This window comes from Enterobacter sp. CPE_E1241 (assembly GCF_045618265.1).
Taxonomy (GTDB): Bacteria; Pseudomonadota; Gammaproteobacteria; order Enterobacterales; family Enterobacteriaceae; genus Enterobacter; species Enterobacter adelaidei.
Window position 1 is genome coordinate 2,288,070 of the sequence record NZ_JBIWYV010000001.1, and the last position, 25,692, is coordinate 2,313,761.

A 25,692-nucleotide genomic window follows, 5' to 3' on the forward strand; every position below is an offset into this window, starting at 1 on the left:
CGTAGCCGCCACCCGGCTGGTTATCGTTCCACAATTGCCAGCGTAAACCCGTCCCACCCCTTAACCCCCACCGTCTGCAACGCGGTGGCGGTTAAACGGGGATTGTCCCCAATCATCTCGATAAACCGACGAACACCCTGCACGCGCGCATCGTCACTTTGCTCGTTAATCACTTCGCCCTCGCGTACCACGTTATCACCAATAATCAACGTCCCTGGGCGGGAGTAGTGCAGCGCCCATTCCAGATAACCTGGGTTGTTTGGCTTATCTGCATCAATAAAGATCAGGTCGAATGGCGGTATATCACCGAAATTCTCGAGCGAGTTCAGAGCCGGGCCTTCTACCAGTTCAATACGGTTGTTTAGCCCCGCGAGGTGGATATTCTGGCGGGCAATTTCGGCATGGGTTGGATCCGCTTCAAGCGTAATCAGCTTTCCGTCTGGCGGCAGAGCGCGAGCCATCCAGATGGAACTATAGGCACCGAGCGTGCCAATCTCAAGAACACGCCGCGACTGCGTCAGACGGACAAACAGCGCCAGCAGTTGACCCTGATTGGCCGCTACATCGTGTTCGGGGAGCCCGCCGCGTTTGTTGTTTTCCAGTACCTGACGCAAAACATCATCTTCAGGAATAAGCGAAGAAATCATGAAATTATCTACTGCTGACCACTGTTGTTGCATAGATTGGCTCCTGAGAGTAAAAACTGGGGGCGAAATAGGGACCTGGTAATCGTAGCACTTCAGGCATTGAACCTTCGTAAATCTGGCCCCGAAGTTCCCTGTAAAATCGTTCACGGTATAATTGAGCCGCACTGGGTACTTTTTTAAACAGCACACGCAACAGAATGTTTTGAGTGATAGAAAACCAATAGCATAATAGGCAGATGCAATCCGATTCGGCGCTCGCCTGTACTTTATTAGCCAGAAGCCGTCCCCCTGAAGAGACTTACAGGAGAAGTTCATCATGGTTCAGACCCATTTCCCCATTCTGCCTGATGCCACTCTGGCGGCGATTAATACTCTCGGCACATGGCTGGCGCAGGATGATCTGAGCGGTTCCCGTCAGAACCCGGATGTCGATGGGGTGGTTCTGGCAGGAAACGCGGTCATTCCGACTATTGATGCGGCCTGCCGTATCGCCGCGCAAAACGAGATCCCGTTGCTGATTAGCGGCGGTATCGGCCATTCGACCGCGTTTCTATATGCGGCCATTGGCAGTCACCCGCGTTATCACACGATACCGGTCACTGGGCGGGCGGAAGCCGGTATTCTTGCCGACATTGCACGCGAGTTCTGGCAGATCCCTGAGGGACGTTTGTGGATCGAAGATCAATCCACCAACTGTGGTGAAAACGCGCGTTTTAGCTGGAACATACTGAAACAGCATCAGCGAGCTACCGGGCGAGTGCTGGTGGTGCAGGATCCGACAATGCAGCGACGTACCATGGCGACGTTTGCCCGCGTGTGCCGGGATGAACCCGTTGCACCTCAGTGGATAAGCCACCCGGGTGTTACGCCGACACTGCGGAACGGCAAAGATGGGGTGGAATTTAGCGAGGGCAACACCGGACTGTGGCCCGTTGACCGCTACCTGTCACTGGTTCTGGGGGAACTGCCGCGACTGTATGATGACGTTAACGGCTATGGTCCTGCCGGACGTGATTTTATCGCTCACGTTGAGTTTCCTGATGCCGTGGCTGACGCATGGGCATTGCTACAGCAGGATCCGGTCCTGAAAACCGCCTTATCCCGGCGCTCGCTTCTCTGAGCATCCTGCGGTTTCCCCCTCCGCAAAGAGGGGGAAGGCATTACAGTGCGGCGTACTTATCCAGCGTACGCACCAGCTGCGTCACAAAACCATATTCGTTGTCATACCAGGCGACGGCTTTCACCAGTTGCAGATCGCCCGCTTCCGTTACCTCAGTTTGCGTGGCATCAAATACAGAACCAAAGTGCGAACCGATCACATCTGACGACACAATCTCTTCATCGGTATAACCAAACGATTTATTTCCCTGTGTCGCCTTTTTCAACGCGGTATTGATCTCCTCAACCGTGACCTTTTTACCCAGAATGGCGACCAGTTCGGTGACGGAGCCGGTTTTAACCGGCACGCGCTGCGCGTGGCCTTTCAGTTTGCCACTCAGCGCGGGGATGACCAGGCCGATGGCTTTTGCCGCACCGGTGGTATGCGGAATGATATTTTCTGCCGCCGCGCGTGAGGCACGAAGATCTTTTCCGCGAGGCCCATCTACCAGCGCCTGGGTACCGGTATAGGCGTGAATAGTCGTCATGGTACCGACTTTAATTTCAAAGGCATCATGCAGCGCTTTTGCCAGTGGGGCGAGGCAGTTGGTGGTGCAGGAAGCGACGGAAATGATGGTATCACTGGCGTCAATGGTGTCGTCATTCACGTTATAAACGATGGTTTTCATCTCTCCGGCAGGGGCAGAAATAAGCACTTTCTTCGCGCCTGCATCCAGATGCGCTCGTGATTTTTCTTCGGAGGTGTAAAAGCCGGTGCACTCCACAACGATATCCACACCTGCGGCTTTCCACGGAATATGCTTCGCCTCTTTTTCGGCGTAGACCGCAATGGTTTTACCGTCAACAATCAGCGCATCTTCAGTGAAATCTACGCTCCACGGGAAACCACCGTAGTTGGAATCATGCCTGAGCAGATAGGCCAATACTTTGGGAGAGGTGAGGTCGTTGATGGCGACGACGGTGTTGCTATCCTGGGTTTCAAGAAGGCGGCGCAGTACAAGGCGTCCAATGCGTCCAAATCCGTTAATGCCAATTTTACTCATGGTGTTCTCCTGTGAACGTGTCGATACGACAGTTTGAACTCATCCAGGCTTAGACCATCACGGGCTGGGCGGCAATTGAAGATGCTTCATGCGGAAGGAAGTATTTGAAAAACCATACAGAAAAATTGATGAATTTTTAAGGAAAGGGGATTATGTTGACGCGATATCCGTTTTTTTCAGGAAATCCCATGCGCACTAAATATACAAGCCTGCAAATCGCAATTCACTGGCTGGTGTTTCTGTTAATCATCGTTGCTTATTGCGCGATGGAGTTTAAAGGTTTCTTCCCGCGTACCGCTCGCCCATTGATCAATATGATCCACGTCTCATGCGGAATCACCATTCTGGTGCTGATGGTGACGCGTCTGCTGGTTCGTCTCAAGTTCCGCGCACCACCGATTCAACCAAAGCCAAAAGCGATGGTGACGGGGATGTCTCATCTGGGGCACCTGGTGGTGTATATGCTGTTCATTGCGTTACCGCTGATTGGTATTGTGATGATGTACAACCGGGGCAGCGACTGGTTTGCTTTTGGCATGGTGATGCCGCATGCGGCGGAATCCAATTTTGACCTGGTCGATGTGCTGAAAGAGTGGCACGTTACGCTGGCGAATCTGGGCTATTTTATGATTGGCCTGCACGCACTGGCAGCACTGATGCACCACTATTTCTGGAAAGATAATACCCTTCTGCGCATGATGCCGAAAAAGCGTCAATAAATGCGGAAAACAGGCCGGGTAAGCGCAGCGCCACCCGGCTTTTTTTTAGCGCAGCTGAGCACGCTCTTCAGTAGTTAACACCAGCGCCTGCGTTGATCCGGTCTCAGACGATTTCACTGCCGCTTCCAGTACAGCCATAACCGCTAATGCTTCGACAGGATTAACGGGGTTGGTGATTTTCCCGAGAACCGCATCACGTACGTTAATGTAATACTGGCGCTGATCGCCTTTCGGGGTCGCAATAGTCTGCTGTGCTCCGTCTGCTCCATAGAGCACCATGCTGTCGCTGTCTTCGCCCCAGGTTGCACTGCCGGGAATAACCCCTGCGAGCAGCTGCGCTTCCTGCTGATCGATTCTGGCTTTTACCACGCTGCCCTTATCCCCGTGGACCGTAAAGCGTGCCGTACCGCCTGCGACCAGCATGCTGGCATGCAGAATGACCTCATGTTGCGGATAATTTAAGACCACGTGCGCCCAGTCGTTAATTTCTGCACCGTCGCGCAGCGTCGCAATATTCCCCTGAACCGACTGCGGCAGGCCAAAGAGCTGAAGCGTCTGGTCAATCAGGTGAGGACCCAGGTCAAACCACAGGCCGCTCCCGGGTACGTTCTGCTCGCGCCAGCGCACGCGTACTTCCGGACGGAAACGGTCAATATGCGACTCCAGATGTTTAATCTTGCCGAGCGTACCTTGCTCAATAATCTGCTTAATGCCGAGGAAATCGCTGTCCCAGCGGCGGTTGTGAAAGACGGAGAGCAAAAGCTGCTTTTCATCCGCCAGCGCAATCAGGTCGCGGGCTTCCTGCATGTCGAGGGTGAAAGGCTTATCCACGACCACATGTTTCCCGGCGTTCAGCGCAAGCGTGGCCAGCGGCGCGTGGGTGGCGTTGGGGGAGGCAATAACGACCAGATCGACATCCGGATGCTGAATGGCCTCTTCCGGTGTTGCAACCACCTGAACATCCGGAAGATCGCGTTTAACTTTTTCTTCATCACGAGAAGAGACGACCGCCAGCTTAAGTCCATCGACGGACTGGATCAGCGGTGCATGGAAGGTTTTGCCGACAAATCCATACCCGATCAATGCAATGTTGATTGTTTTCACTTTACTCATGACCTTCTCCACGTTGATTCGCGCAAACCGTGACCTGCAATGCGCTATGGTCCCCAAGCTCAGGCCAGGGACGATCCAGAAACAGTTGTTGGATGTTGGATAACTCGCAAACCAGATACGGTTCGCAGCGGTTGACTTTAAGGTGGTCGGCGACAATCCAGTGAGCATGGCTGACGGCAAGCATCGCGCGCTTGACCTCCGCATCTGCTTCTGTACTGGCACTCAGACCGAGTTCGGCATGGATGGCGCACGCCCCGAGAATAGCGATATCCGCACGATAACGGGACAGGAGGGACAGGGTGGCGCTTCCGGCGAACAGGCGCTGCTTTTGGTCCCATTTTCCACCGAGCAGGATCAGCTCAATATTATCCTGGTCGCTAAAATGCTGGGCAATATCCAGCGAGGTGGTGATAACAGTCAGCGGCCCCTGAAGAAAGGTGGCAACAGCCATCACCGTGCTTCCGGCATCCAGAAACAGGGTGGAGCCCGGTGGAACTGCCTGCGCGACCTGTTTACCCAGACGCTGTTTGGCTTCGGGCAGCAACGTACTGCGCCCCTGACGATTCATGGCGGAAAGATTGAGTGCAATAGCCCCGCCATGATTCTTCTGCGCAAGGCCCTGGTTTTCAAGGTCAGTCAGATCGCGGCGGATGGTGTCTGCTGAAACCTGAAGCTTTTCTGCCAGCTCGGTGATACTGGCCTGTCCTTGCTCACTAATAATATCAAGTACATATCGTTGACGAGCCGTTTTGTGCATGAACAAATCCTGCAAAATGTCGCAATAGTTCGCATAATACAGCATTTCAGCGCAGAGAGAAGCACAATGTCGTCACCAGGATATGCAAGTGGGGTAATGATTCAGGTGGGTGATTATTAAAATTATATTAAGTGCTTATAAGTAAACCGTTTTAAATGTTAATCATAGTGTTATTGTTATGTTTTATTTAATAGTTTGGATTATGTTGCTATTGCATCACCCTTACCTGGCTATATATTTCAATTAAATTTGAATTAACGAATTAAAATAACGTAAGTTTGTTTTTTAATGGTCATATGTGTCGCCGTGTAGGCTTTAACTACGTAAGTTGACACTTCTTTGAAAATCTTTGTGTCTGACCCGTCATGAAATTAACGCAAAAATGTGCATATAACGAATTAGGAATTTTCCTTAAATAACAGGGGGTTTATATGTTTCATTTGAAAGTCCATTTTCGAGGTTTTGTCCAGAAACCCCATGTTTTTTCTTATTTGTAACACCGCATTAACATTGTGGGTGTAGTGGCCTATACCGCATTTTGTTATGCTGCTAACCAGTTTAAGAAATAAGTAAATTCTTAATTGAAATAAGACGCAGACAGAACTCAGTTCCAATGGAAATGGGTATGGGAAGTATTACCTGAAATCCGGCAAGGAAACCGAAGAAATATTTGTCTAATTATCTATACCTCTTTTTGGGTATTTGTTTGAGTATCACTCAGAGTCAGGGAGATAAAATGACGAAATTGAGTAAACCTAAGTTCCTTCGATATGCAGCCGCGATGGCATTATTTTCGATAGCCATAAATACCGCTTGTGCCAATAGTGGGCAGGTGGGGATTGCCCCGGTTTCCACAACAACATTAAAAGAAAGTATTCTTTTTGCTATCGATCGCGATCCGTCAATTAGTCAGCAGGCCGCGCAATTAGGTATCGGTCAGGCACAAATAGATGAAGCGCGCAGCGGTTGGATGCCGCAAATATCGTTATACGGGAGTACAGGGCACAGCCAGACCACCGATTCCAGCGGGTCACTGAAGAATTCAGCCGCCTGGGGGCTGAGCCTGACGCAGCTGCTGTACGATTTTGGAAAAACCAATAACAGCATCAGTCAGTCTTCCGCCCAGCGTGATAGCTACCGCTATCAGCTGATGGGCACGCTTTCGGATGTGGCGGAAAAAACGGCGCTGAGCTATGTAGAGGTCAAACGCTATTCCGATCTGTTGCTGGCGGCAAAAGAGAATGTTCAGGCGCTCAAAAACGTAGAGCAGCTGGCAAAACTGCGCGCTGATGCAGGCGTGAGCTCCACGTCCGATGAGCTCCAGACCCGCACGCGTATTGCCGGCATGCAGGCGACGGTCGCTCAGTATCAGGCCGCCCTTAACAGCGCCCGCGCCAGGCTAGCGGTTTTAACCGGAATGCAGGCAGAGGTCTATTCGCCGGTGCCTGCAAATCTTGCCGTGGAGCCGGACTCGCTCAATCGCATAGATTATTCGCTGATACCGGCGGTGATGGCCGCGCAGAACATGGAACGGTCTGCTCAGTATGGCGTGGAAACGGCGAAGTCCCAGCACTGGCCGACGCTAAGTCTGAAAGGAGGGCGTACCCGTTATGAATCGGACAACCGTTCTTACTGGGACGACCAGATACAGCTCAACATAGATGCCCCACTGTATCAGGGGGGCGCGGTTTCCGCACGCGTTCGGCAGGCGGAAGGCGCACGGGCCATGGCCTCCTCTCAGGTCGATCAGGCGCGTTTCGATGTCCTGCAAAAGGCTTCCGTGGCGCAGGCGGACTGGACCGGCGCACGGGGAAGAATGGAAGCCGGGAAGCAACAGCTCGAAAATGCACTGCGCGCCCGCGATGTCTATAAAAATGAATACACCCTGAGCAAGCGGAGCATTAACGATCTGCTCAGCGTTGAGCAGGATGTCTGGCAGGCCACCTCGGCAAAAATAATCGCTGAGTATGATGGCTGGAGTTCGGCAATTAATTATGCTGCCGCGGTTGATAATTTAATGCCACTTATTGGAGTAGAGAAAAGCGCTACCGCAAAACTACCCGATTTGAGTTAAAAAAAGGCGCACATTGGTTGCGCAAAATAAGTCTGAAAATAATGGGTGATTTTTCCCAGGGATAGCTACATCCATCTGGTGGACATATCCACAGGAATCCTTACACCTGCAAGGAGAAGAAAATGAGTAACGTAAAGGTTGTTGATGTCATCATTCGCAAAACGGCGGAGAAAACGAAATTAACAGGTGAAGGAAATCTGTCGGTCTCTATTTCATCGCCAAGCGTGATTGAAATCCAGGGTTCTGCTCAGGATGTGGCGCGTTATGTTCGCCAGGGTAAAGATCTCCTCATTTATATGAAAGATGGCAGCGTTATTCGCTGCAATAACTATTTTGTCGAAGATCCAGAAACGCATAATCAGTCAGAACTGGTGTTCAACGACCGTCAGGAACTGACACATATTTCTTTTGCCGATGCCGGGGAAGCGTCAGGCGCTGCAGTAACTGAATTAACCGCGCAGGCCACACCGATTAGCAGCATTGAGCCTTTCCTCGAGCAGGGAAGCGTTTTGAGCGACGCGCCGTGGGGCTGGATTGCGGGCGCTGCGTTAGGCGGTGGTGCCATCGGGGCACTGCTGGCTCACGGGGGAGACGGTGAAACCAAAACAAGGGTTGTTGATAATACCAAAGAGGTTGAAAGCGCAACGCCCACCTTTTTGCTGACAGATAAAGCGGGTGACAAGCAGGGGGTGCTGAGTGCAAAAGAGGTCACGGACGATAACACCCCAACCTTTAGTGGTACCGGCCAACCGGGCGCAACCATCCAGATCAAAGACAGCAGCGGCAGTACCATCGCCAGTGCAATGGTCGCTAAAGACGGTACCTGGACGGTAAAATTACCAACCCAGACCGACGGGGAGCATACCTGGTCGGTCGTGCAGATCGACGGCAGTAAAACCACCGCTGCGGGCAGTATTACCGTGACGGTTTCTACCGCCGATGCCTCTATTACGCTGGCCACCACGGCGGGCGATAACGTGCTTAACGCCAGCGAGCAATCCGCGGGCTTTACGCTTTCCGGTGCCAGCAAAAACCTGGCGCAGGGTACTGAACTCACCGTAACGCTGAACGGCAAAACCTACACGGCCGAAGTGGGCGCAGACGGCGCATGGCTCGTTAACGTGCCTGCAGCTGACGCGCAGGCGTTGGGCGACGGCACCTGGACGGTCAACGTCAGCGGTAAGGACGAGGCGGGGAACACCGTGAACGGAAGCCAGACGATTGGCGTCGATACCACCGCGCCAACGCTGTCTGTTGATACCCTCGCGCAGGACAACATCATCAATGCGGCTGAGCACAACCAGCCGATGACGCTGACCGGTAAAACCAATGCGGAAGCCGGTCAGATTGTCACCGTGACGCTGAACGGTAAAAACTACAACGCCACCGTGGCGGGTGACGGTACCTGGACCGTCACGCTGGCGGCGAACGACGTACAGGCGCTCAGCGAGGGCAATCACACCCTGACGGTGAACGTCAGCGATAAAGCGGGCAACGGCTCGTCTGTTACCGCAGATTTCACGGTTGATATCACCGCACCGGTTGTCACCGTCAATACCGTGGCGGGCGACGATGTTCTCAATACCAGCGAGCAGGGTCAGGCACAGATTATTTCCGGCCTGGCGAACGGTGCAGCTGCGGGCGATGTGGTCACCGTGACCCTTGGCGGCCAGACTTTCACCGGCGTGGTGCTTGCGGACGGCAGCTGGAGCGTCGGCGTTCCTGCGTCCGTGCTGGGCGCGCTGGGTGAAGGCAGCCACACGCTTTCGGCTTCCGTGACTGACGCGGCAGGCAACACCGGCAGCGCCACGCACGGCATTACGCTGAGCGGACACCCGCCAGAATTTACGATTGACGCCATCAGTCAGGACAATGTTCTGAATGCTCAGGAGGCGATGCAGCCGCTGAGCCTGACCGGTACCAGCAATTTGCCGAACGGCAGCGCTATCACGGTGACGCTGAACAACGTTAACTATCAGGCGACCGTCGAAAACGGTATCTGGGCGGTACAGGTGCCGGTTTCTGACGTGTTGAATCTGGCGAACACGCTTTATACCGTCAGCGTCAGCGGTACCGACAGCGTGGGTAACAGCGGTTCTGCAGAAGCGAATCTGCTGGTGGATACTATCCTTCCGCAGGTCATTATCAATACGTTTGCGGGCGACAACCTGGTCAATAACGCCGAAGCGGACGTCGATCAAACCCTTAGCGGCCGCGTTATCGGCGCGGCGGCGGGCGATACCGTCTCTGTCAACGTCGGCGGCAAGAGCTATACCGCAACGGTTGGCAGCGATCTGACCTGGAGCGTGAAAATCACGTCAGCGGATCTTCAGGCGTTCGGTGACGGTGATTTAACCTTCACCGCATCGGTGACCAATGGGCACGGCAATACCGGCACCGGCGAGCGTGATATCAATATCAACGCTGAGCTGCCGGGCCTGCGCGTGAACACCATTTCCGGCGATGACGTGATCAACGCCATCGAGCAGCAGCAGGATCTGAGCGTCACCGGCTCCAGTACTCATCTGGCAGCGGGGACGCAGATTGTCGTCACCATTAACAACGTCGAGTATGTCACCGCGGTTAACGCCAGCGGCAACTGGCAGATCGGCGTACCCGCGGCGGACCTTCAGGCCTGGACGGCGGGAGGTATGACGGTCAGCGTCAGCGCTGAAGATACCTGGGGCAACACTGTTGCGGCTGAACACCCGATCGAACTCGATCTGAACGCAGTGGCGGTCACTATTGATACCGTCTCCGGCGATGACCTGCTGAATGCGGCAGAAAAAGGCAGTGATTTAACCCTTTCCGGCCAGACGCAGGGCGTGGAAGCGGGGCAGACCGTGGTGGTGAAATTCGCTGACCAGACCTTTACCGCGCAGGTGCAGCAGGATGGCTCCTGGAGCCTGACCGTACCCGTCAGCGCCATGGAAACCCTGATCGACGGTCGCGCGCAGGTGAGCGTTAGCGTCACTAACGTCAACGGTAACAGTGCCGAGGCGTCGCGCGTGGTCACCGTAGATACTCAGCCGCCGACAATAACGATCGATAATCTGACCACCGACAACATCATCAATGCGGCAGAAGCGCAGCAGGATTTAGTGTTAAGCGGCAGCAGCAATGCTGAAGCAGGCCAGGTGGTCACTGTGACGATGAACGGTAAAACCTATCAGACCACGGTTCAGACGGACGGTACCTGGCAGTTGAGTGTACCTGCGGCTGACGTCGGCGCGCTGGCAGATGGCATTGTGACCGTGACGGCAACCGTGAGTGATGTGGCGGGGAACACCAGCAGTGCCGATCGCATTGGGCTGGTGGACGCGACCGTGCCGCAGGTGACGATTAACGACTTTGTCACCGATACCAACACCGTTAACCAAATCGCCCATTCACAGGCGCAGATCCTGAGCGGCTCCGTCACCGGTGCGGCTGCGGGCGACAGGGTAACCATCTCCATTAATAACGTGGATTACACCACCGTGGTCGATGCGGCAGGTCACTGGAGCCTGGGACTGCCTGCGTCAGTGGTGCAAGGTCTGGCTGACGGTACCTGGACGATTAACGTCTCCGTGACCGACCAGTCCGGTAATACCGGAAGCCATTCACTGGATGTGGTGGTGAATACCGTGACGCCTGTCATCGGTATCAACACGCTGGCGGCGGACGATGTGATCAATGCTACAGAGAAAGGCGAAGATCTGCTGCTCTCCGGCACCAGCAACCAGCCGGAAGGCACCACCGTTACGGTGACCCTGAACGGCATTCACTACACAGCCACTACTGACGCCAGCGGAAACTGGAGCGTCACCGTGCCTGCTTTCGCGGTGAGCGCGCTGGGTGAAGCCCATTACACCGTGACGGCGGACGTCACCGACAGCGTAGGTAACAGCGCGTCAACCTCACACGACGTGCTGGTGGACAGCTCGCTGCCGGTTGTGACGATCAACACGCTGGCGGGCGACAACATCGTTAACGCAGCGGAAGTGGCGGCAGGGCAAACCCTGACCGGTAAGGTAACGAACGCGGCTTCAGGTGACACTGTCACTATTATCCTGGGCGGCCAGACATACACCGCTACCGTGCAGGACGATCTGACCTGGAGCCTGCCGTTAAGCGAGAACCAGCTGACCGCGCTCGGCAACGGCGATCTCACCGTATCCGCCAGCGTCACCAACGCGCACGGTAATACCGGCTCTTCTTCTCTCGACTTCACCATCGACGCCCAGCTCCCGGGACTGCGGATTGATACCGTGGCGGGTGACGACGTGATTAACGTGATCGAGCACGCTCAGAACCTGATTGTGTCCGGCACCAGCACCGATCTGGCCGCGGGCAGCATCGTCACCGTAACCATTAACGGCAACACTTATTCTGCAACCGTGCTGGCGGACGGTTCCTGGCAGGCGGCAGTGCCGGCGGCGGATGTATCTCAGTGGGCGGACGGTTCGCTGAAGATCACAGCAAGCGCACAGGATACCTCCGGTAATCCGGTCGCTATCGGGACTGTCGTGGATGTCGATCTCGCACCTGTGGCTATCACCATCAACAGCGTGACCGATGACAACGTGCTCAACGCGGCGGAAAAAGGCCAGGATCTGGTGCTGTCCGGCACCTCATCCAACGTTGAAGCGGGCCAGACCGTGACCATCACCTTCGCGGGTAAAACGTATACCACCACGGTGGATGCCAACGGGGACTGGACGTACACCGTACCGGCAGCCGATTTGAGCGGCCTGAAAGACGGTGACGCCAGCGTGCAGGTCAACGTCACCAATGTGAACGGTAACGCGGCGTCTTCGGCGCAGGAATTCAGCGTCGATACCACCGCGCCGACGGTGACCATCAACACCATCAGCCAGGACAATATGCTGAACGCGGCCGAGGCGGCTCAGGATCTGACCCTGAGCGGCACGTCTACTGCCGAAGCAGGCCAGACGGTGACCGTGACCTTCAACGGCAATCAGTACGCTGCGCAGGTGCAGGCCGACGGTAGCTGGACGCTGGACGTCCCGGCGGCGGACATGGCAGGCATCACCGACGGCAATGCGGCGGTCACGGCGACGGTGTCCGATAAAGCAGGCAACCCGGCCAGTGCGGGTGCTTCTGTGCTGGTTGACACCACCGTACCGCAGATTACCTTCAATATCGTCGCGGGCGACGACATCGTGAATATTGCCGAGCACGGCCAGGCGCTGATTGTTTCCGGTAAGGTTACGGGGGCACAGGCGGGCGACGTGATTACCGTGACCCTGAACGGTAAAGACTACACCGCGATGCTGGATGCGTCCGGAAGCTGGAGCGTGGGTGTTCCGGCGGCGGACGTGAGCGCGTTGGCTAACGGCGACCAGGCAATGTCGGCGACCCTCACCGATAAAGCGGGCAACAGCACCACTGCCACGCATGATTTTGACGTCTCCCTGACCGCACCGGTTATCGCCATCAATACCCTGGCGGGTGACGATGTGATCAATGCGGCAGAGAAAGGTGAAGATCTGCTTCTTTCCGGTACCAGCAACCAGCCGGACGGAACCACCATTACGGTGACGCTGAACGGTATCAATTACAGCGCCATCACAGACGCCAGCGGTAACTGGAGCATCACCGTTCCGGCGGCAAACGTCTCTGCGCTGGGAGAAGCAAGCTACGTCGTGGCGGCGAGTGTAACTGACGCCGCAGGCAACAGCGCGAGCACCAGCCACAGCGTACTGGTCGACAGCGCATTGCCGCAGGTCACCATTAACCCTGTCGCCACGGACGATGTCATCAACGCAGCGGAAGTGGCTGCCGGGCAGACCCTGAGCGGCAAAGTGAGCGGCGCAGCGAGCGGTGACACTGTCACTATTAGCATCGGCGGAAATACGTATACGGCTACGGTTCAGGACGATCTGAGCTGGTCGGTCAACGTGCCGTCTACGGTCTTAACCGCCATCGGTAACGGCGATCTGACGGTTTCAGCCAGCGTCACCAACGGCCACGGCAACACCGGAACAGTCGAGCGCGACATCACCATTGATGCCAACCTGCCGGGCCTGCGCGTTGATACCGTGGCCGGTGACGATGTGATCAACAGCATCGAGCACGCTCAGAACCTGATTATCACCGGCTCCAGCGAGGGCCTGGCAACGGGTGCGGCGCTAATCGTGACCGTTAACGGCAAAACCTACGCGGCGACGGTGCTCGCTGACGGTACCTGGGCGGCAGCCATTCCGGCGGCAGACGTCAGCGCGCTGACTGCTGGCACGCTCACTGTGACCGTTGAAGGCCAGAGCGCAGCGGGTAACCCGGTTTCTATCAGCCATGACGTGAAGGTGGATCTGGCGGCAGTCGCCATCAGCATTGACCCGATTGCCACAGACGACGTGATTAACGCGGCGGAGAAAGGCGCGGACCTGGTGCTGTCCGGCAGCACCACTAACGTGGAAGAAAACCAGACCGTCACCATCTCATTTGGCGGTAAGTCTTACACCGCGACGGTGGATGCGGACGGCAACTGGACGGCGACCGTAGCGTCTGCCGATTTGGGCAGCCTGAAAGACGGCGACGCCAGCGTGCAGGTAAGCGTCACCAATGTGAACGGTAACAGCGCGTCGGCGGGCCGCGAGTACAGCGTGGATGCAACCGCGCCGACGGTGTCTATCGAAATTATCAGCGATAACAACATCATCAATGCGGCCGAAGCGCAGCAGGATCTTGTGATCAACGGTGTGACCAACGCCGAAGCGGGCCAGACCGTTACCGTCACGCTGAACGGCGCGAATTACACCACCACCGTGCAGGCAAACGGCAGCTGGAGTGTGACCGTACCGTCTGCGGATCTGGGGGCGATTGCCGACGGCAACTATACCGTCAGCGCCGCCGTGTCTGATAAAGCGGGTAACCCGGCCTCAGCGGATCGCGATGTGCTGGTTGATACAACCGTACCACAGCTGACCATTAATACCGTTTCCGACGACGACGTGATCAACAGCGCCGAGCATGCGCAGGCATTGATTGTTACCGGCTCTGTGACCGGCGCGGCGGCGGGCGATGTGGTCACCGTCACCATCAATAACAAATCTTACACCGCCACGATCGACGCCGCTGGCAACTGGAGTGTGGGCGTGCCGGCAGCAGATGTTACGGCTCTGGCCGCCGGGGATTACACCATCACCGCGGCGCTGACGGATAAAGCGGGCAACAGCAACAGCGCCACGCGCAGCGTGGAAGTCAACCTGACCGCACCGGCGCTGACCATTGACACCGTTTCCGGTGACGATGTGATCAATAGCACCGAGAAAACGCAGGATCTGACCCTTTCCGGTACGGCGTCCGGGCTGGCTGCAGGCGCGGCCGTGACCGTAATGCTCAACGGCAAAGCGTACAGCGCTACGGTTGATAGCAACGGAAAATGGACCACGACCGTTCCGGCTAACGAGGTGGGGCAACTTGGCGAGGCGCTTTATACCGTTACCGCATCGGCAACGGATAGCGTCGGCAACAGCACCAGCACGTCGCACACCGTGAACGTGGAATCCGTTCTGCCGGGCGTGATTATCAACACCGTTGCGGGCGACGACGTGATCAACGCTGCTGAGCTGGCAGCCGGCCAGACCATCAGCGGCAAAGTGGTGAATGCCGAAGCGGGCAACACCGTGACCGTGACGATTGGTGGTAACAGCTACACCGCAACGGTGCAGAGCGACCTGACCTGGTCCGTTAACCTGCCGTCCGACGTTCTGACCGCGCTGGGTAACGGCGATCTGACTGTGACCGCTAACGTCACAAACGGCGTGGGTAATAGCGGAACGGGCGAGCGCGATATTGCTATCGACGCTAACCTGCCGGGCCTGCGCGTGGATACCGTGGCGGGTGACGATGTGATCAACAGCATCGAACACGGGCAGAATCTGATTATCACCGGCACCAGCGACGGGTTGGCGACTGGCGCGGCGCTGACCGTGACCGTTAATGGCAAAACCTACCCGGCTATCGTGCTGGCTGACGGCTCCTGGAGCGCGGCGATCCCAGCGGCAGACGTGGGGGCACTGGCTGCAGGCACGGTCACGGTGACCGTTGCAGGCCAGAGCAGCGCCGGTAACCCGGTCTCCATTAGCCACGATGTGACGGTGGACCTGGCAAACGTCGCCATCAGCATTGACGCCATTGCCTCAGACGATGTGATCAATGCGGCTGAAAAGGGCGCGGATCTGGTGCTCTCCGGTGCGACTTCGAACGTGGAGGAAAACCAGACCGTCACCATCACCTTTGGCGGCAAGAGCTACACCGCGACCGTTGGCGCTGACGGCAAATGGACCACCACGGTGCCCGCCGCCGATCTGACCAACCTGAAAGACGGCGATGCCAGCGTGCAGGTGAGCGTGACCAACGTGAACGGCAATAGTTCATCGGCGGGTCGCGAGTACAGCGTGGATACCACCGCGCCGTCCGTGACTATCAATACGCTTGCGGCTGACGACATTCTGAATGCGACAGAGGCTCAGGCTGACCTGACCGTGTCCGGCACCAGCACCGCCGAAGCGGGTCAGACGATAACGGTGTCACTGAACGGCAAAGACTACACCACAACCGTGGGCGCTGACGGCGGCTGGACGCTGAACGTCCCGGCGGCGGATGTTGCGGCGCTGACGGACGGCAGTGTGACCGTCACCGCATCGGTAAGCGACAAAGCGGGTAACCCGGCGTCGGTTGATCACAACCTGACGGTGGACGTCACCGTCCCTGCAGTGACCATCAACACTATCGCTGGCGACGACGTGATTAACGTGGCTGAACACGCGCAGGCGCAGATCATCAGCGGCTCCGCCACCGGCGCGGCAGCAGGTGATAAGGTGACCGTCACGATTGGCGGACAGACTTACACCACCGTGCTGGACGCGGCGGGTAACTGGAGCGTGGGTGTACCGGCGAATGTAATTTCCGGCCTCAGCGACGGTACCGTGACCGTCACGGCGTCAGTCACCGACGCGGCGGGGAACACGGGCAGCGGCACCCATAACGTGACCGTTGATACCGGTCTGCCATCGGTCAACTTCAACGCCATCAGCGACGATAACGTGCTGAACGCGGTGGAAAAAGATCAGGATCTGAACGTGAGCGGCACCAGCGCTAACCTCGCGGAAGGCACCGTGGTGACGGTGACCCTGAACGGTAAAAACTACACGGCCACCACGGCTGCAGACGGCAGCTGGAGCCTGACGGTTCCGGCAGCGGATCTGGCCGGCCTCGGCCAGGCTAATTACACCCTGAACGCGACCGCCACCAACGGCGTGGGCAACAGCGTGAGTAATACCGCGAACCTGCTGGTGGACACTGCGCTGCCGACCGTCACCATCAATACCGTGGCGGGTGATAACGTCATCAACGCGGCGGAAGTGGCTGCAGGTCAAACCCTGAGCGGTTCGGTGGCGAATGCCGAAGCGGGCAATACCGTCACCGTCACCATTGGCGGCAACAGCTACACCGCAACGGTGCAGAACGATCTGACCTGGTCCGTGAACGTGCCGTCAGACGTGCTGACCTCGCTGGGCAACGGTAGCCTGAGCGTAACGGCGACCGTCACCAACGGTCATGGCAACACCGGAACCGGCGAGCGCGGTATCACCATCGACGCTAACCTGCCGGGTCTGCGCGTGGATACCGTGGCGGGTGACGATGTCATCAACAGTATTGAACATACGCAAAACCTGATCGTCACCGGCTCCAGCGACGGGCTGGCGGCAGGTACGGCGCTGACCGTCACCGTCAACGGTAAAGACTATGCGGCCACGGTGCTGGCGGACGGCACCTGGAGTGCGGCGATCCCGTCCTCCGACGTGAGCGCGTGGCCGGAAGGCACCGTCAAAATCAGCGTTACCGGCGACAGCTCAGCGGGCAACCCGATTACCATCAGTCACGATGTGACGGTGGATCTGGCGACCGTTGCCATCAGCATCAATGCCATCGCCACCGATGATGTGATTAACGCGGCGGAGAAGGGCGCGGATCTGGTGCTGTCAGGTGCGACCACCAACGTGGAAGCCGGGCAGACCGTGACCCTGAGCCTGAACGGCAAAATCTATACCACCACTGTCGATGACAGCGGTAACTGGACCTACACCGTACCATCTGCGGATCTGGCACACCTCAAGGATGGCGACGCCAGCGTGCAGGTGAGCGTCACCAACGTGAACGGCAACAGCGCCTCGGCGGGCCGCGAGTACAGCGTGGATGCTACCGCGCCGTCCGTGACCATCAATACGCTTGCGGCTGACGACATCCTGAATGCCACCGAAGCGCAGGCTGACCTGATCGTGTCCGGCACCAGCACCGCCGAAGCGGGTCAGACGGTGACCGTGAGCCTGAACGGTAAAGAGTACACCACAACCGTGGGCGCGGATGGCGGCTGGACGCTGAACGTTCCGGCGGCGGATCTGGCCGCGCTCGGCGACGGCAGCGTCACGGTGACGGCGAGCGTCAGCGACAAGGCGGGTAACCCGGCGTCGGTTGATCACATGCTGACGGTGGACGTGACCGTGCCAGCGGTGACCATCAATACCGTGGCGGGCGACGACGTGATTAACATCACTGAGCACGCGCAGGCGCAAATCATCAGCGGCTCCGCCACCGGCGCGGCAGCGGGCGATAAGGTCACCGTCACCATCGGTGGACAGACGTACACCACCGTGCTGGACGCGGCGGGTAACTGGAGCGTTGGCGTACCGGCGAATGTGATTTCCGGCCTCAGCGACGGCACCGTAACCGTTACTGCGTCAGTCACCGACGCGGCGGGCAATACCGGTACCGGCAGCCACAACGTGACCGTCGATACCGGTCTGCCATCGGTGGCCTTCAACGCCATCAGCGGCGATAACATCCTGAACGCAGTGGAGAAAGGTCAGGATCTGAGCGTCAATGGAACCAGCGCCAACCTGACGGAAGGCACCGTGGTTTCCGTGACCCTCAACGGTAAAAACTACACCGCCACCACGGCGGCGGATGGCAGCTGGAGCCTCACGGTTCCGGCGGCGGATCTTGCCGCGCTGGGCGAAGCCAACTACACCCTGAGCGCGGTAGCGACCAACGCCGTGGGCAACAGCGTCAGCAACACCGCGAACCTGCTGGTCGACACCGCGTTGCCGACCGTTACCCTCAACACCATAGCGGGTGATAACGTCATCAACGCGGCAGAAGTGGCCGCGGGGCAGACCATTAGCGGCAAGGTAGCGAACGCGGAAGCAGGCAATACCGTCACCGTATCCATTGGCGGCAACACGTACACGACAACCGTGCAGAGCGATCTCACCTGGTCCGTTAACGTGCCGTCCGACGTTCTGACCGCGCTGGGCAACGGCGATTTGACTGCGTTAGCTTCCGTCACCAACGGCCACGGCAACACCGGCACAGGCGAGCGTGATATCACCATCGACGCCAACCTGCCGGGTCTGCGCGTGGATACCGTGGCGGGCGACGACGTGATCAACAGCATCGAACACGGACAGAACCTGATCCTCACCGGCTCCAGCGACGGGCTGGCAGCAGGTACCACGCTGACGGTAACCGTCAATGGCAAAACCTATGCGGCATCGGTGCTGGCGGACGGCAGCTGGATCGCGGCGATCCCGGCGGCAGACGTCGGGGCCCTGGCAGCAGGCACGGTAACCGTGACCGTTGCAGGCCAGAGCGCGGCGGGCAACCCGGTAACGATCAGTCATGACGTGACCGTCGACCTGGCGGCGGTGGCTATAAGTATTGATGCAATTGCCACCGACGACGTGATTAACGCGGCGGAGAAAGGTACGGATCTGGTGCTGTCCGGCAGCACCTCGAACGTGGAGGAAAACCAGAGCGTCACCATCACCTTCGCCGGCAAGACCTATACCGCGAAAGTGGATGCTGACGGTAACTGGACCGCAACCGTGCCTTCTGCGGATCTGGCGGGCCTGAAAGACGGCGATGCCAGCGTTCAGGTGAACGTGACCAACGTCAACGGCAACAGCGCCTCGGCGGGCCGCGAGTACAGCGTGGACGCCACCGCGCCAACCGTGACCATTGATACGGTTGCAGGCGATAACGTGATTAACGCCAGCGAAGCGTCCGCAGGTGTGACCCTCTCCGGTACTACCACGGCGGAAGTCGGGCAGACGGTCAGCGTGACGCTGGGCGGTAAAAGCTACACCACGCAGGTACAGCAGGGTGGCATCTGGAGCGTGAACGTGCCGGGTACCGATCTGTCAGCTCTGGCGGATAACGGCTACACCGTGCAGGTCAGCGTGAACGATGCTGCCGGTAACCCGGGCAGCGCGGGCAAAGCGATTACGCTTGATACCACGCCGCCAACCGTCAGCTTTAACGTTGTCGCGGGCGATGATGTCATTAACAGCGTGGAGCACGGACAGGCACAGATTGTTAGCGGCACGGCAACCGGTGCGAGCGTTGGCGATAAGCTGGTCATTACCATCGGTTCGAATCAGTACACCACTACCGTTGACGCCAGCGGTAACTGGAGCGTGGGCGTTCCGGCAAGCGTGATTTCCGCGCTCACCGACGGCACCGTGACCCTTAGTGCGACCATTACCGACAGCGCGGGCAACAGCAGCACCCAGACACACGATGTGGTGGTCAACACCGCGTCTGTGGCACTGACGGTTAACACCCTCAGCGGGGATGATGTGATCAACGCGTCTGAAGCCGGTTCGTCACTGGTGATTAACGGTTCCAGCGCCCAGTTCGCCAGCGGGACCCAGGTCACCGTGACCCTGAACGGCAAGAGCTATACGGCCACCATCCAGAGCGACGGCAGCTGGACGACCACCGTACCTGCCGCCGACGTGGGCGCGCTGGCCGATGGCGCGAGCTACCAGGTGTCTGTGTCGGCGCAGGACAGCGCGGGCAACAGCGCGTCGGCGACGCACAGCATCAGCGTAGATACTACGGCGCCAGTCGTGAGTATTGCGACGCTGTCGGGCGATGACATGCTGAATGCGGCAGAAGCGCAGCAGCCGCTGACGGTGCATGGTTCGTCCAGTGCAGAGGCGGGTCAGACCGTCACCGTGACGCTCGGCGGGAAAACCTACACTGCAACCGTAGCTAACGATGGCACCTGGACGCTCGACGTGCCGGCAGCCGATCTGGCTGCGTTGAGCCAGGGCGCTCTGACCTTGACCGCATCTGTCAATGACAAAGCCGGTAACAACGGCCAGACCACGCACACGTTAACGGTCGATACCGTCGCGCCAACCGTGACCATCAGCACCGTGGCCGATGACGATATCGTCAACAACGCAGAGCAGCTGGCGGGCCAGACCATCCGTGGCACAACCACAGCGGAACAGGGTCAGACGGTGACCGTCTCCTTCAACGGACACAGCTATCAGGCGACCGTCGGGGCAGATGGTTCGTGGTCGGTCTTCGTACCGGGACGTGATTTCCTCGGTCTGAGCGACGGGGATTACACGATTACCGCCTCGGTGAACGATAAGGCGGGTAACCCGGGCAGCGCCACGCATGACGTCACGCTGAACGGCGACGTCCCAACCATCACCATTAACACTTTTGCGCAGGACGATATCGTCAACGCCGCCGAGCACGGCACGCCGCTGGTTGTTAGCGGCACCACCAACGCCCCGGCTGGGCAGACGGTGACCATCACGCTGAACGGTAAAACCTACGCGGCAACCGTCCAGAATGACGGTACCTGGAGCTACACGGTCGGCAGCGCAGAGGTGAGCGCGCTGGCAGACGGCGGTTCTTACGTCATCAACGCGCAGGTCAGCAACACCATCGGCAATAGCGCCAGCGACAATCATACCGTTACGGTGGATCTCACCGCGCCGTCGATGGGGATCAGCATTGATTCCCTGCAAAACGACACCGGTCTGAGCGCGAGTGATTTCATCACTAACGATAATCAGGTGGTGGTGAATGGCTCGCTGACCGCGCAGCTCGGCAATAACGAGAAGGCGCAGATCAGCCTTGACGGCGGGTTAACCTGGATTGACCTGACGGTGACGGGTACCACCTGGCGCTACACCGATGGCCGCAGCCTGACGGACGGAACGTATCAGTACCAGGTTCGCGTGATCGATAACGCGGGTAACGTGGGGGCAACGGACAGCCAGGACGTAGTGATTGATCTGACGAAGCCTGCGGCAACGACCATTACCGTGGATTCCATCACTCAGGATACCGGTCTGTCCGGCAGCGACTTTATCACCAGCGACAACCAGATCAGCCTGAAAGGGACGCTTGGCGCGGCGCTGGGCGCTGGCGACCACGCGCAGATCAGCCTCGACGGTGGCGTTACCTGGACCGATGTGAGCGTCAGCGGCCTGAGCTGGACCTATGTGGATGGGCGTACCCTGGCCGACGGGGATTACAACTACCAGCTGCGCGTGATTGACGACGCGGGCAATATCAGCGCCACCGCCAGCCAGGTGGTGACGATTGATACGGTGGCACCGGACGCCAGTAAAACGATCGCCATCGACAGCATCAGCGACGATACCGGCCTGAGCAGCAGCGACTTTATCACTCGCGATACGTCCCTGACGCTGCACGGCTCGCTCGGCGCGACGCTGGCCGACGGCGAATATGCCCAGATCAGCCTCGACGGCGGCGTCACCTGGCAGAACGTGATCGTCACCGGCAACAGCTGGTACTACGTCGATAGCCGCACGCTGGGTAACCAGACCTATGACTACTATGTCCGCGTGGTAGATGCGGCGGGTAACGTGGGGGCCAGCGCCCATCAGCAGGTGACTGTCGATACGGTCGCCCCGGATGCGGCCATTACGGTGACCGTGGATAACATCACCGTGGATACCGGCTTCGACAATAACGACTTCCTGACCAGTTCGACCTCGTACACGCTGCACGGAACGCTCGGCGCAGAACTTGGCGCGGGTGAATTCGTGCAGGTGAGCATGGACGGCGGCAACACCTGGGTGTACGCCACCGTAAGCGGTACGCAGTGGAGCTACAGCGACACGCGTACCCTGACCGACGGTAGCCATAACTATCAGGTGCGGGTCGTCGACCAGGCGGGGAACGTTGGGGCAACCACCTCGCAGGCGGTAACGGTGGATACCCAGGCACCGCAGTACGGCATCACCGTTGACAGCATCAGTGAAGATACCGGGCAGTCCAGCAGTGACTTCATCACCATGGACACCACGCTGACGATCAACGGCTCGCTGGGCAGCGCGCTGGCAAATGACGAGCGCGTACAGATCAGCCTGGACGGCGGGAATACCTGGCTCGACACCACGGTCACCAACCAGCGCTGGAGCTACACCGATACCCGCGATCTGCCTGACGGGGACTATACCTACCAGGTTCGGATTATTGACCAGGCGGGCAACGTGGGCTCTACCGCCTCTCAGGTGGTGACGGTGGACACCACGCCGCCAACCACGGTAGGCACGGTAGTGAGCTATACCGACGGTGAAGGCGAGCGTCAGGGCACCTTTGGCAGCGCGGTGGCAACAGACGATAACTCGCCGCTGATCAACGGGACGCTTAACCGCGCTCCGGACGACGGTGAAATTGTGCAGCTCTATCGTGACGGGGTCCTGCTCGGCCAGGTGACCATGAACGGCAGTGCCAGCTGGTCCTTCCAGGACAACGGCCTGAGTGATGGTAACCACACTTACATTGTGCGTGTCACCGACAGGGCCGGTAACTACACGGAATCGGACGGGTTTGTCCTGAACGTGGATACCAGCATCCCGACCACCACGGCGGCGATTACCGCGCAGACCACATCGGATACCACGCCGATTGTCAGCGGTACCGTCTCCGCTGACCTGGTGAACGGCGAATACCTGGTGGTGACGGTGAACGGCAAAACCTATACCTCCCAGACGGGCGGCGCGGTAGTGGTCGATCCGGCACATAACACCTGGTATCTGCAGATCCCGGACGGCGATGCGCTTAGCGTGTCGAGCTACAGCGTGACGGCGCAGGTGAAGAGCAGCGCGGGTAACGGCAATACCACCGGCACGGCGACCGGCAGCCTGGTGATTGATACCACCTCGGTGAATACCGACTGGGCAACCACGGCGGGGAACAGCAACAACTCCACCATGACCCTCGGCATGAACAGCAGCGGTCTGTGGAATATCATTGCTAACGGCCAGTCTTACTCCAGCAGCGATAGCTCGAGCTATGCCGGGAATACGCTGACCAACACCCGCGGCTTCTACGTGGTGAGCCAGACCGCCGCCGACTTTGACCGTAACGGCACGCAGGACATTTTCGCCACGGAGAACACCTATGGTGGATCCACGCAGGTGATGTGGACCTACGATGGCAGCACCTATAACGCCAGCCAGCTGGCAATGGGGACCACCATCTGGTACGGCGGCGTGATTGCGTACGACAAAACCGGGGATGGCTACCTGGATCTGGCGTACGGCGATGCGGGTGCTGACTCCATTACCTACCTGATCAATAAGAACGGCGTTCTGTCGCCGGATGGCACCAACGGCGGGGCCGGGTTCTGGGGACAATTCACCACCATGCGTGAAATTTCAGGCGTTGACCTGAACAACGACGGCACGGTGGATATTGTTCAGCACACCAACCGCAGCGGCGCGAACTCGTTAACCGTGATCAACAACAACGGTAACGGCACGCTCTCCATCGGTCAGAACCTGACCAACGTGTTTGTGGCAAACGCCTCGAATACCACCACGGCGGCGTCCATGACGTGGGCGGATTTCAACGGCGATGGCTACATGGATCTGTACCTGGGCAGCAGCTACAACAACAACGGCGGGGTGATCTACTACAACGACGGTACCGGGAAGCTCTCTGCCACCAAGAGCGCGGTGGAAGCCTCGAACGCCACGGCAGGTTATCTGTCGGTGGCGGTGGACTGGAACGGCGACGGGCAGATGGACATCATCAAGCTCAGTACCTATGGCGGTTCGCAGACGGCGACTCTGTTCACCAACAACGGTTACGGCTCCACCTGGACCTCAAGCCAGCTGGCGTCAGGACTGGCGAACGTCACCGGCGTGGCGGCAGTGGACTACAACTGGGACGGCGCACAGGATCTGCTGGTGTCTCAGCAAAACGGTAAGGTGGTGCTGGTACAAAACAGCAAAACCATTGCTGACGGCACCGCGATGCATCTGCACATTGTCGATAGCGAGGGCATCAACGCCTACTACGGCAACACGGTCAATCTGTATAACGCCGCGGGCGTGCTGGTGGCGTCGCAGATCATCAACGCCCAGTCCGGTATCGGTTCGAACGATACCTCTGCACTGGTGAGTTTCTACGGGCTGGATCCGAAAGAAACCTATTCGGCAGAGATCCTGAAGATCACCAACGGCGTGTCGGATAACGTCACCTGGAGCGGTCTGGAGGCGGGCAACGGCAAAGAGGGCTACGTCCTGACGGCCGAAGCGGCCACCGGCGGCCACAGCGGGACCATCACCGGGACCGGGTATAACGACACCTTTATCGCAGAGGATGGCACCTATACCTACAACGGTTCCGGCGGCTGGAATACCCATTCCGACTACGACACCTGGAGCAATACCGGTGGGATGGACGTGGTGGATTACCGCAACGCAACGTCCGGGATTACGGTTGACTTACGCCTCTCAACCGCCCAGAACACCGGGTTCGGTACCACGCGACTGCTGAACATTGAAGGGATTAACGGCTCTGACTTCGACGACGTTATCACTGGCAACAGCGGTGATAACCAGTTCGAAGGCCGAGGCGGAAACGACACCTTCAACATCGGCAGCGGCGGTCACGATACGCTGCTCTATAAGCTGATCAACGCGTCGGATGCCACGGGCGGTAACGGTCACGACGTGGTGAACGGCTTTACGGTCGGCACCTGGGAAGGGACGGCGGACACGGATCGTATTGACCTGCGCGATCTGCTCTCCGGCAGCGGCTACACCGGCACGGGCTCGGCGAGCTATGTGAACGGTGTGGCCACGCTGGACAGCAGCGCGGGCAATATCAGCGATTACATCCGCGTGGTGCAGAACGGCAGCAATACCGAAATCCAGGTTGACCTGGACGGTACCGGTGGTCAGTTCACGCCAACCACCCTGGTGACACTCAACGGCGTTCAGACGGATCTGGCGACGCTGCTGGCAAACCATCAGCTGTTAATTGCGTAAAACAGCGCCGCGGGGAGCGATCCTCGCGGCTTTTTGCGTTTCTTTACACGAATAGCAATAACCCTATATTTCATAAGATTATTTTGCGGGCT

The 25,692-nt window shown here is 58.1% G+C and carries 8 protein-coding genes; 4 read left to right on the forward strand and 4 right to left on the reverse strand.

Annotated features, from left to right (window positions below; all coding sequences use genetic code 11):
- Window positions 1-20: 20 nt before the first annotated feature.
- On the reverse strand, window positions 21-680 hold the full coding sequence (locus tag ACJ9Y9_RS11205; RefSeq protein WP_028017484.1) for an O-methyltransferase: 660 nt from the start codon (window positions 678-680) through the stop codon (window positions 21-23).
- 283 nt (window positions 681-963) lie between these two features.
- On the opposite strand from ACJ9Y9_RS11205, the gene ACJ9Y9_RS11210 reads away from it, so the two are divergent.
- Window positions 964-1,767, forward strand: coding sequence for a YdcF family protein (locus ACJ9Y9_RS11210; protein WP_028017483.1), 804 nt, complete (start codon window positions 964-966; stop codon window positions 1,765-1,767).
- A gap of 40 nt (window positions 1,768-1,807) precedes the next feature.
- Here ACJ9Y9_RS11210 and gap read toward each other — a convergent pair whose 3' ends face one another.
- Window positions 1,808-2,809, reverse strand: a complete 1,002-nt coding sequence (gene gap / locus ACJ9Y9_RS11215) for a type I glyceraldehyde-3-phosphate dehydrogenase (protein WP_028017482.1) — start codon at window positions 2,807-2,809, stop codon at window positions 1,808-1,810.
- 188 nt (window positions 2,810-2,997) lie between these two features.
- On the opposite strand from gap, the gene cybB reads away from it, so the two are divergent.
- Window positions 2,998-3,528: a cytochrome b561 gene (gene cybB / locus ACJ9Y9_RS11220; RefSeq protein WP_032666827.1), complete on the forward strand. Its 531-nt coding sequence runs from the start codon at window positions 2,998-3,000 to the stop codon at window positions 3,526-3,528.
- A 45-nt stretch (window positions 3,529-3,573) separates the two neighbouring features.
- Here cybB and ACJ9Y9_RS11225 read toward each other — a convergent pair whose 3' ends face one another.
- Complete coding sequence (locus ACJ9Y9_RS11225; protein WP_028017480.1) at window positions 3,574-4,641, reverse strand: oxidoreductase; 1,068 nt, start codon at window positions 4,639-4,641, stop codon at window positions 3,574-3,576.
- Complete coding sequence (locus tag ACJ9Y9_RS11230; protein ID WP_028017479.1) at window positions 4,634-5,398, reverse strand: DeoR/GlpR family DNA-binding transcription regulator; 765 nt, start codon at window positions 5,396-5,398, stop codon at window positions 4,634-4,636. Before ACJ9Y9_RS11230 ends, ACJ9Y9_RS11225 begins: the two co-directional genes overlap by 8 nt.
- A gap of 781 nt (window positions 5,399-6,179) precedes the next feature.
- Between ACJ9Y9_RS11230 and ACJ9Y9_RS11235 the strand changes: the two genes are divergently transcribed.
- Window positions 6,180-7,472, forward strand: a complete 1,293-nt coding sequence (locus ACJ9Y9_RS11235; protein ID WP_407226231.1) for a TolC family outer membrane protein — start codon at window positions 6,180-6,182, stop codon at window positions 7,470-7,472.
- A 122-nt stretch (window positions 7,473-7,594) separates the two neighbouring features.
- Window positions 7,595-25,600 carry an Ig-like domain-containing protein gene (locus tag ACJ9Y9_RS11240; RefSeq protein WP_028017477.1) on the forward strand — a complete coding sequence of 6,002 codons (18,006 nt, stop codon included), beginning with the start codon at window positions 7,595-7,597 and terminating at the stop codon, window positions 25,598-25,600.
- Window positions 25,601-25,692: the final 92 nt, after the last annotated feature.

What these genes read in the sequence shown, in the direction of transcription:
- ACJ9Y9_RS11230 (WP_028017479.1), bottom strand. Translation starts at nt 5,398, where the DNA reads ATGCACAAAACGGCTCGTCAACGATATGTACTTGATATTATTAGTGAG.
- ACJ9Y9_RS11205 (WP_028017484.1), bottom strand. Translation starts at nt 680, where the DNA reads ATGCAACAACAGTGGTCAGCAGTAGATAATTTCATGATTTCTTCGCTT.
- ACJ9Y9_RS11210 (WP_028017483.1), top strand. Translation starts at nt 964, where the DNA reads ATGGTTCAGACCCATTTCCCCATTCTGCCTGATGCCACTCTGGCGGCG.
- cybB (WP_032666827.1), top strand. Translation starts at nt 2,998, where the DNA reads ATGCGCACTAAATATACAAGCCTGCAAATCGCAATTCACTGGCTGGTG.
- ACJ9Y9_RS11240 (WP_028017477.1), top strand. Translation starts at nt 7,595, where the DNA reads ATGAGTAACGTAAAGGTTGTTGATGTCATCATTCGCAAAACGGCGGAG.
- ACJ9Y9_RS11225 (WP_028017480.1), bottom strand. Translation starts at nt 4,641, where the DNA reads ATGAGTAAAGTGAAAACAATCAACATTGCATTGATCGGGTATGGATTT.
- ACJ9Y9_RS11235 (WP_407226231.1), top strand. Translation starts at nt 6,180, where the DNA reads ATGGCATTATTTTCGATAGCCATAAATACCGCTTGTGCCAATAGTGGG.
- gap (WP_028017482.1), bottom strand. Translation starts at nt 2,809, where the DNA reads ATGAGTAAAATTGGCATTAACGGATTTGGACGCATTGGACGCCTTGTA.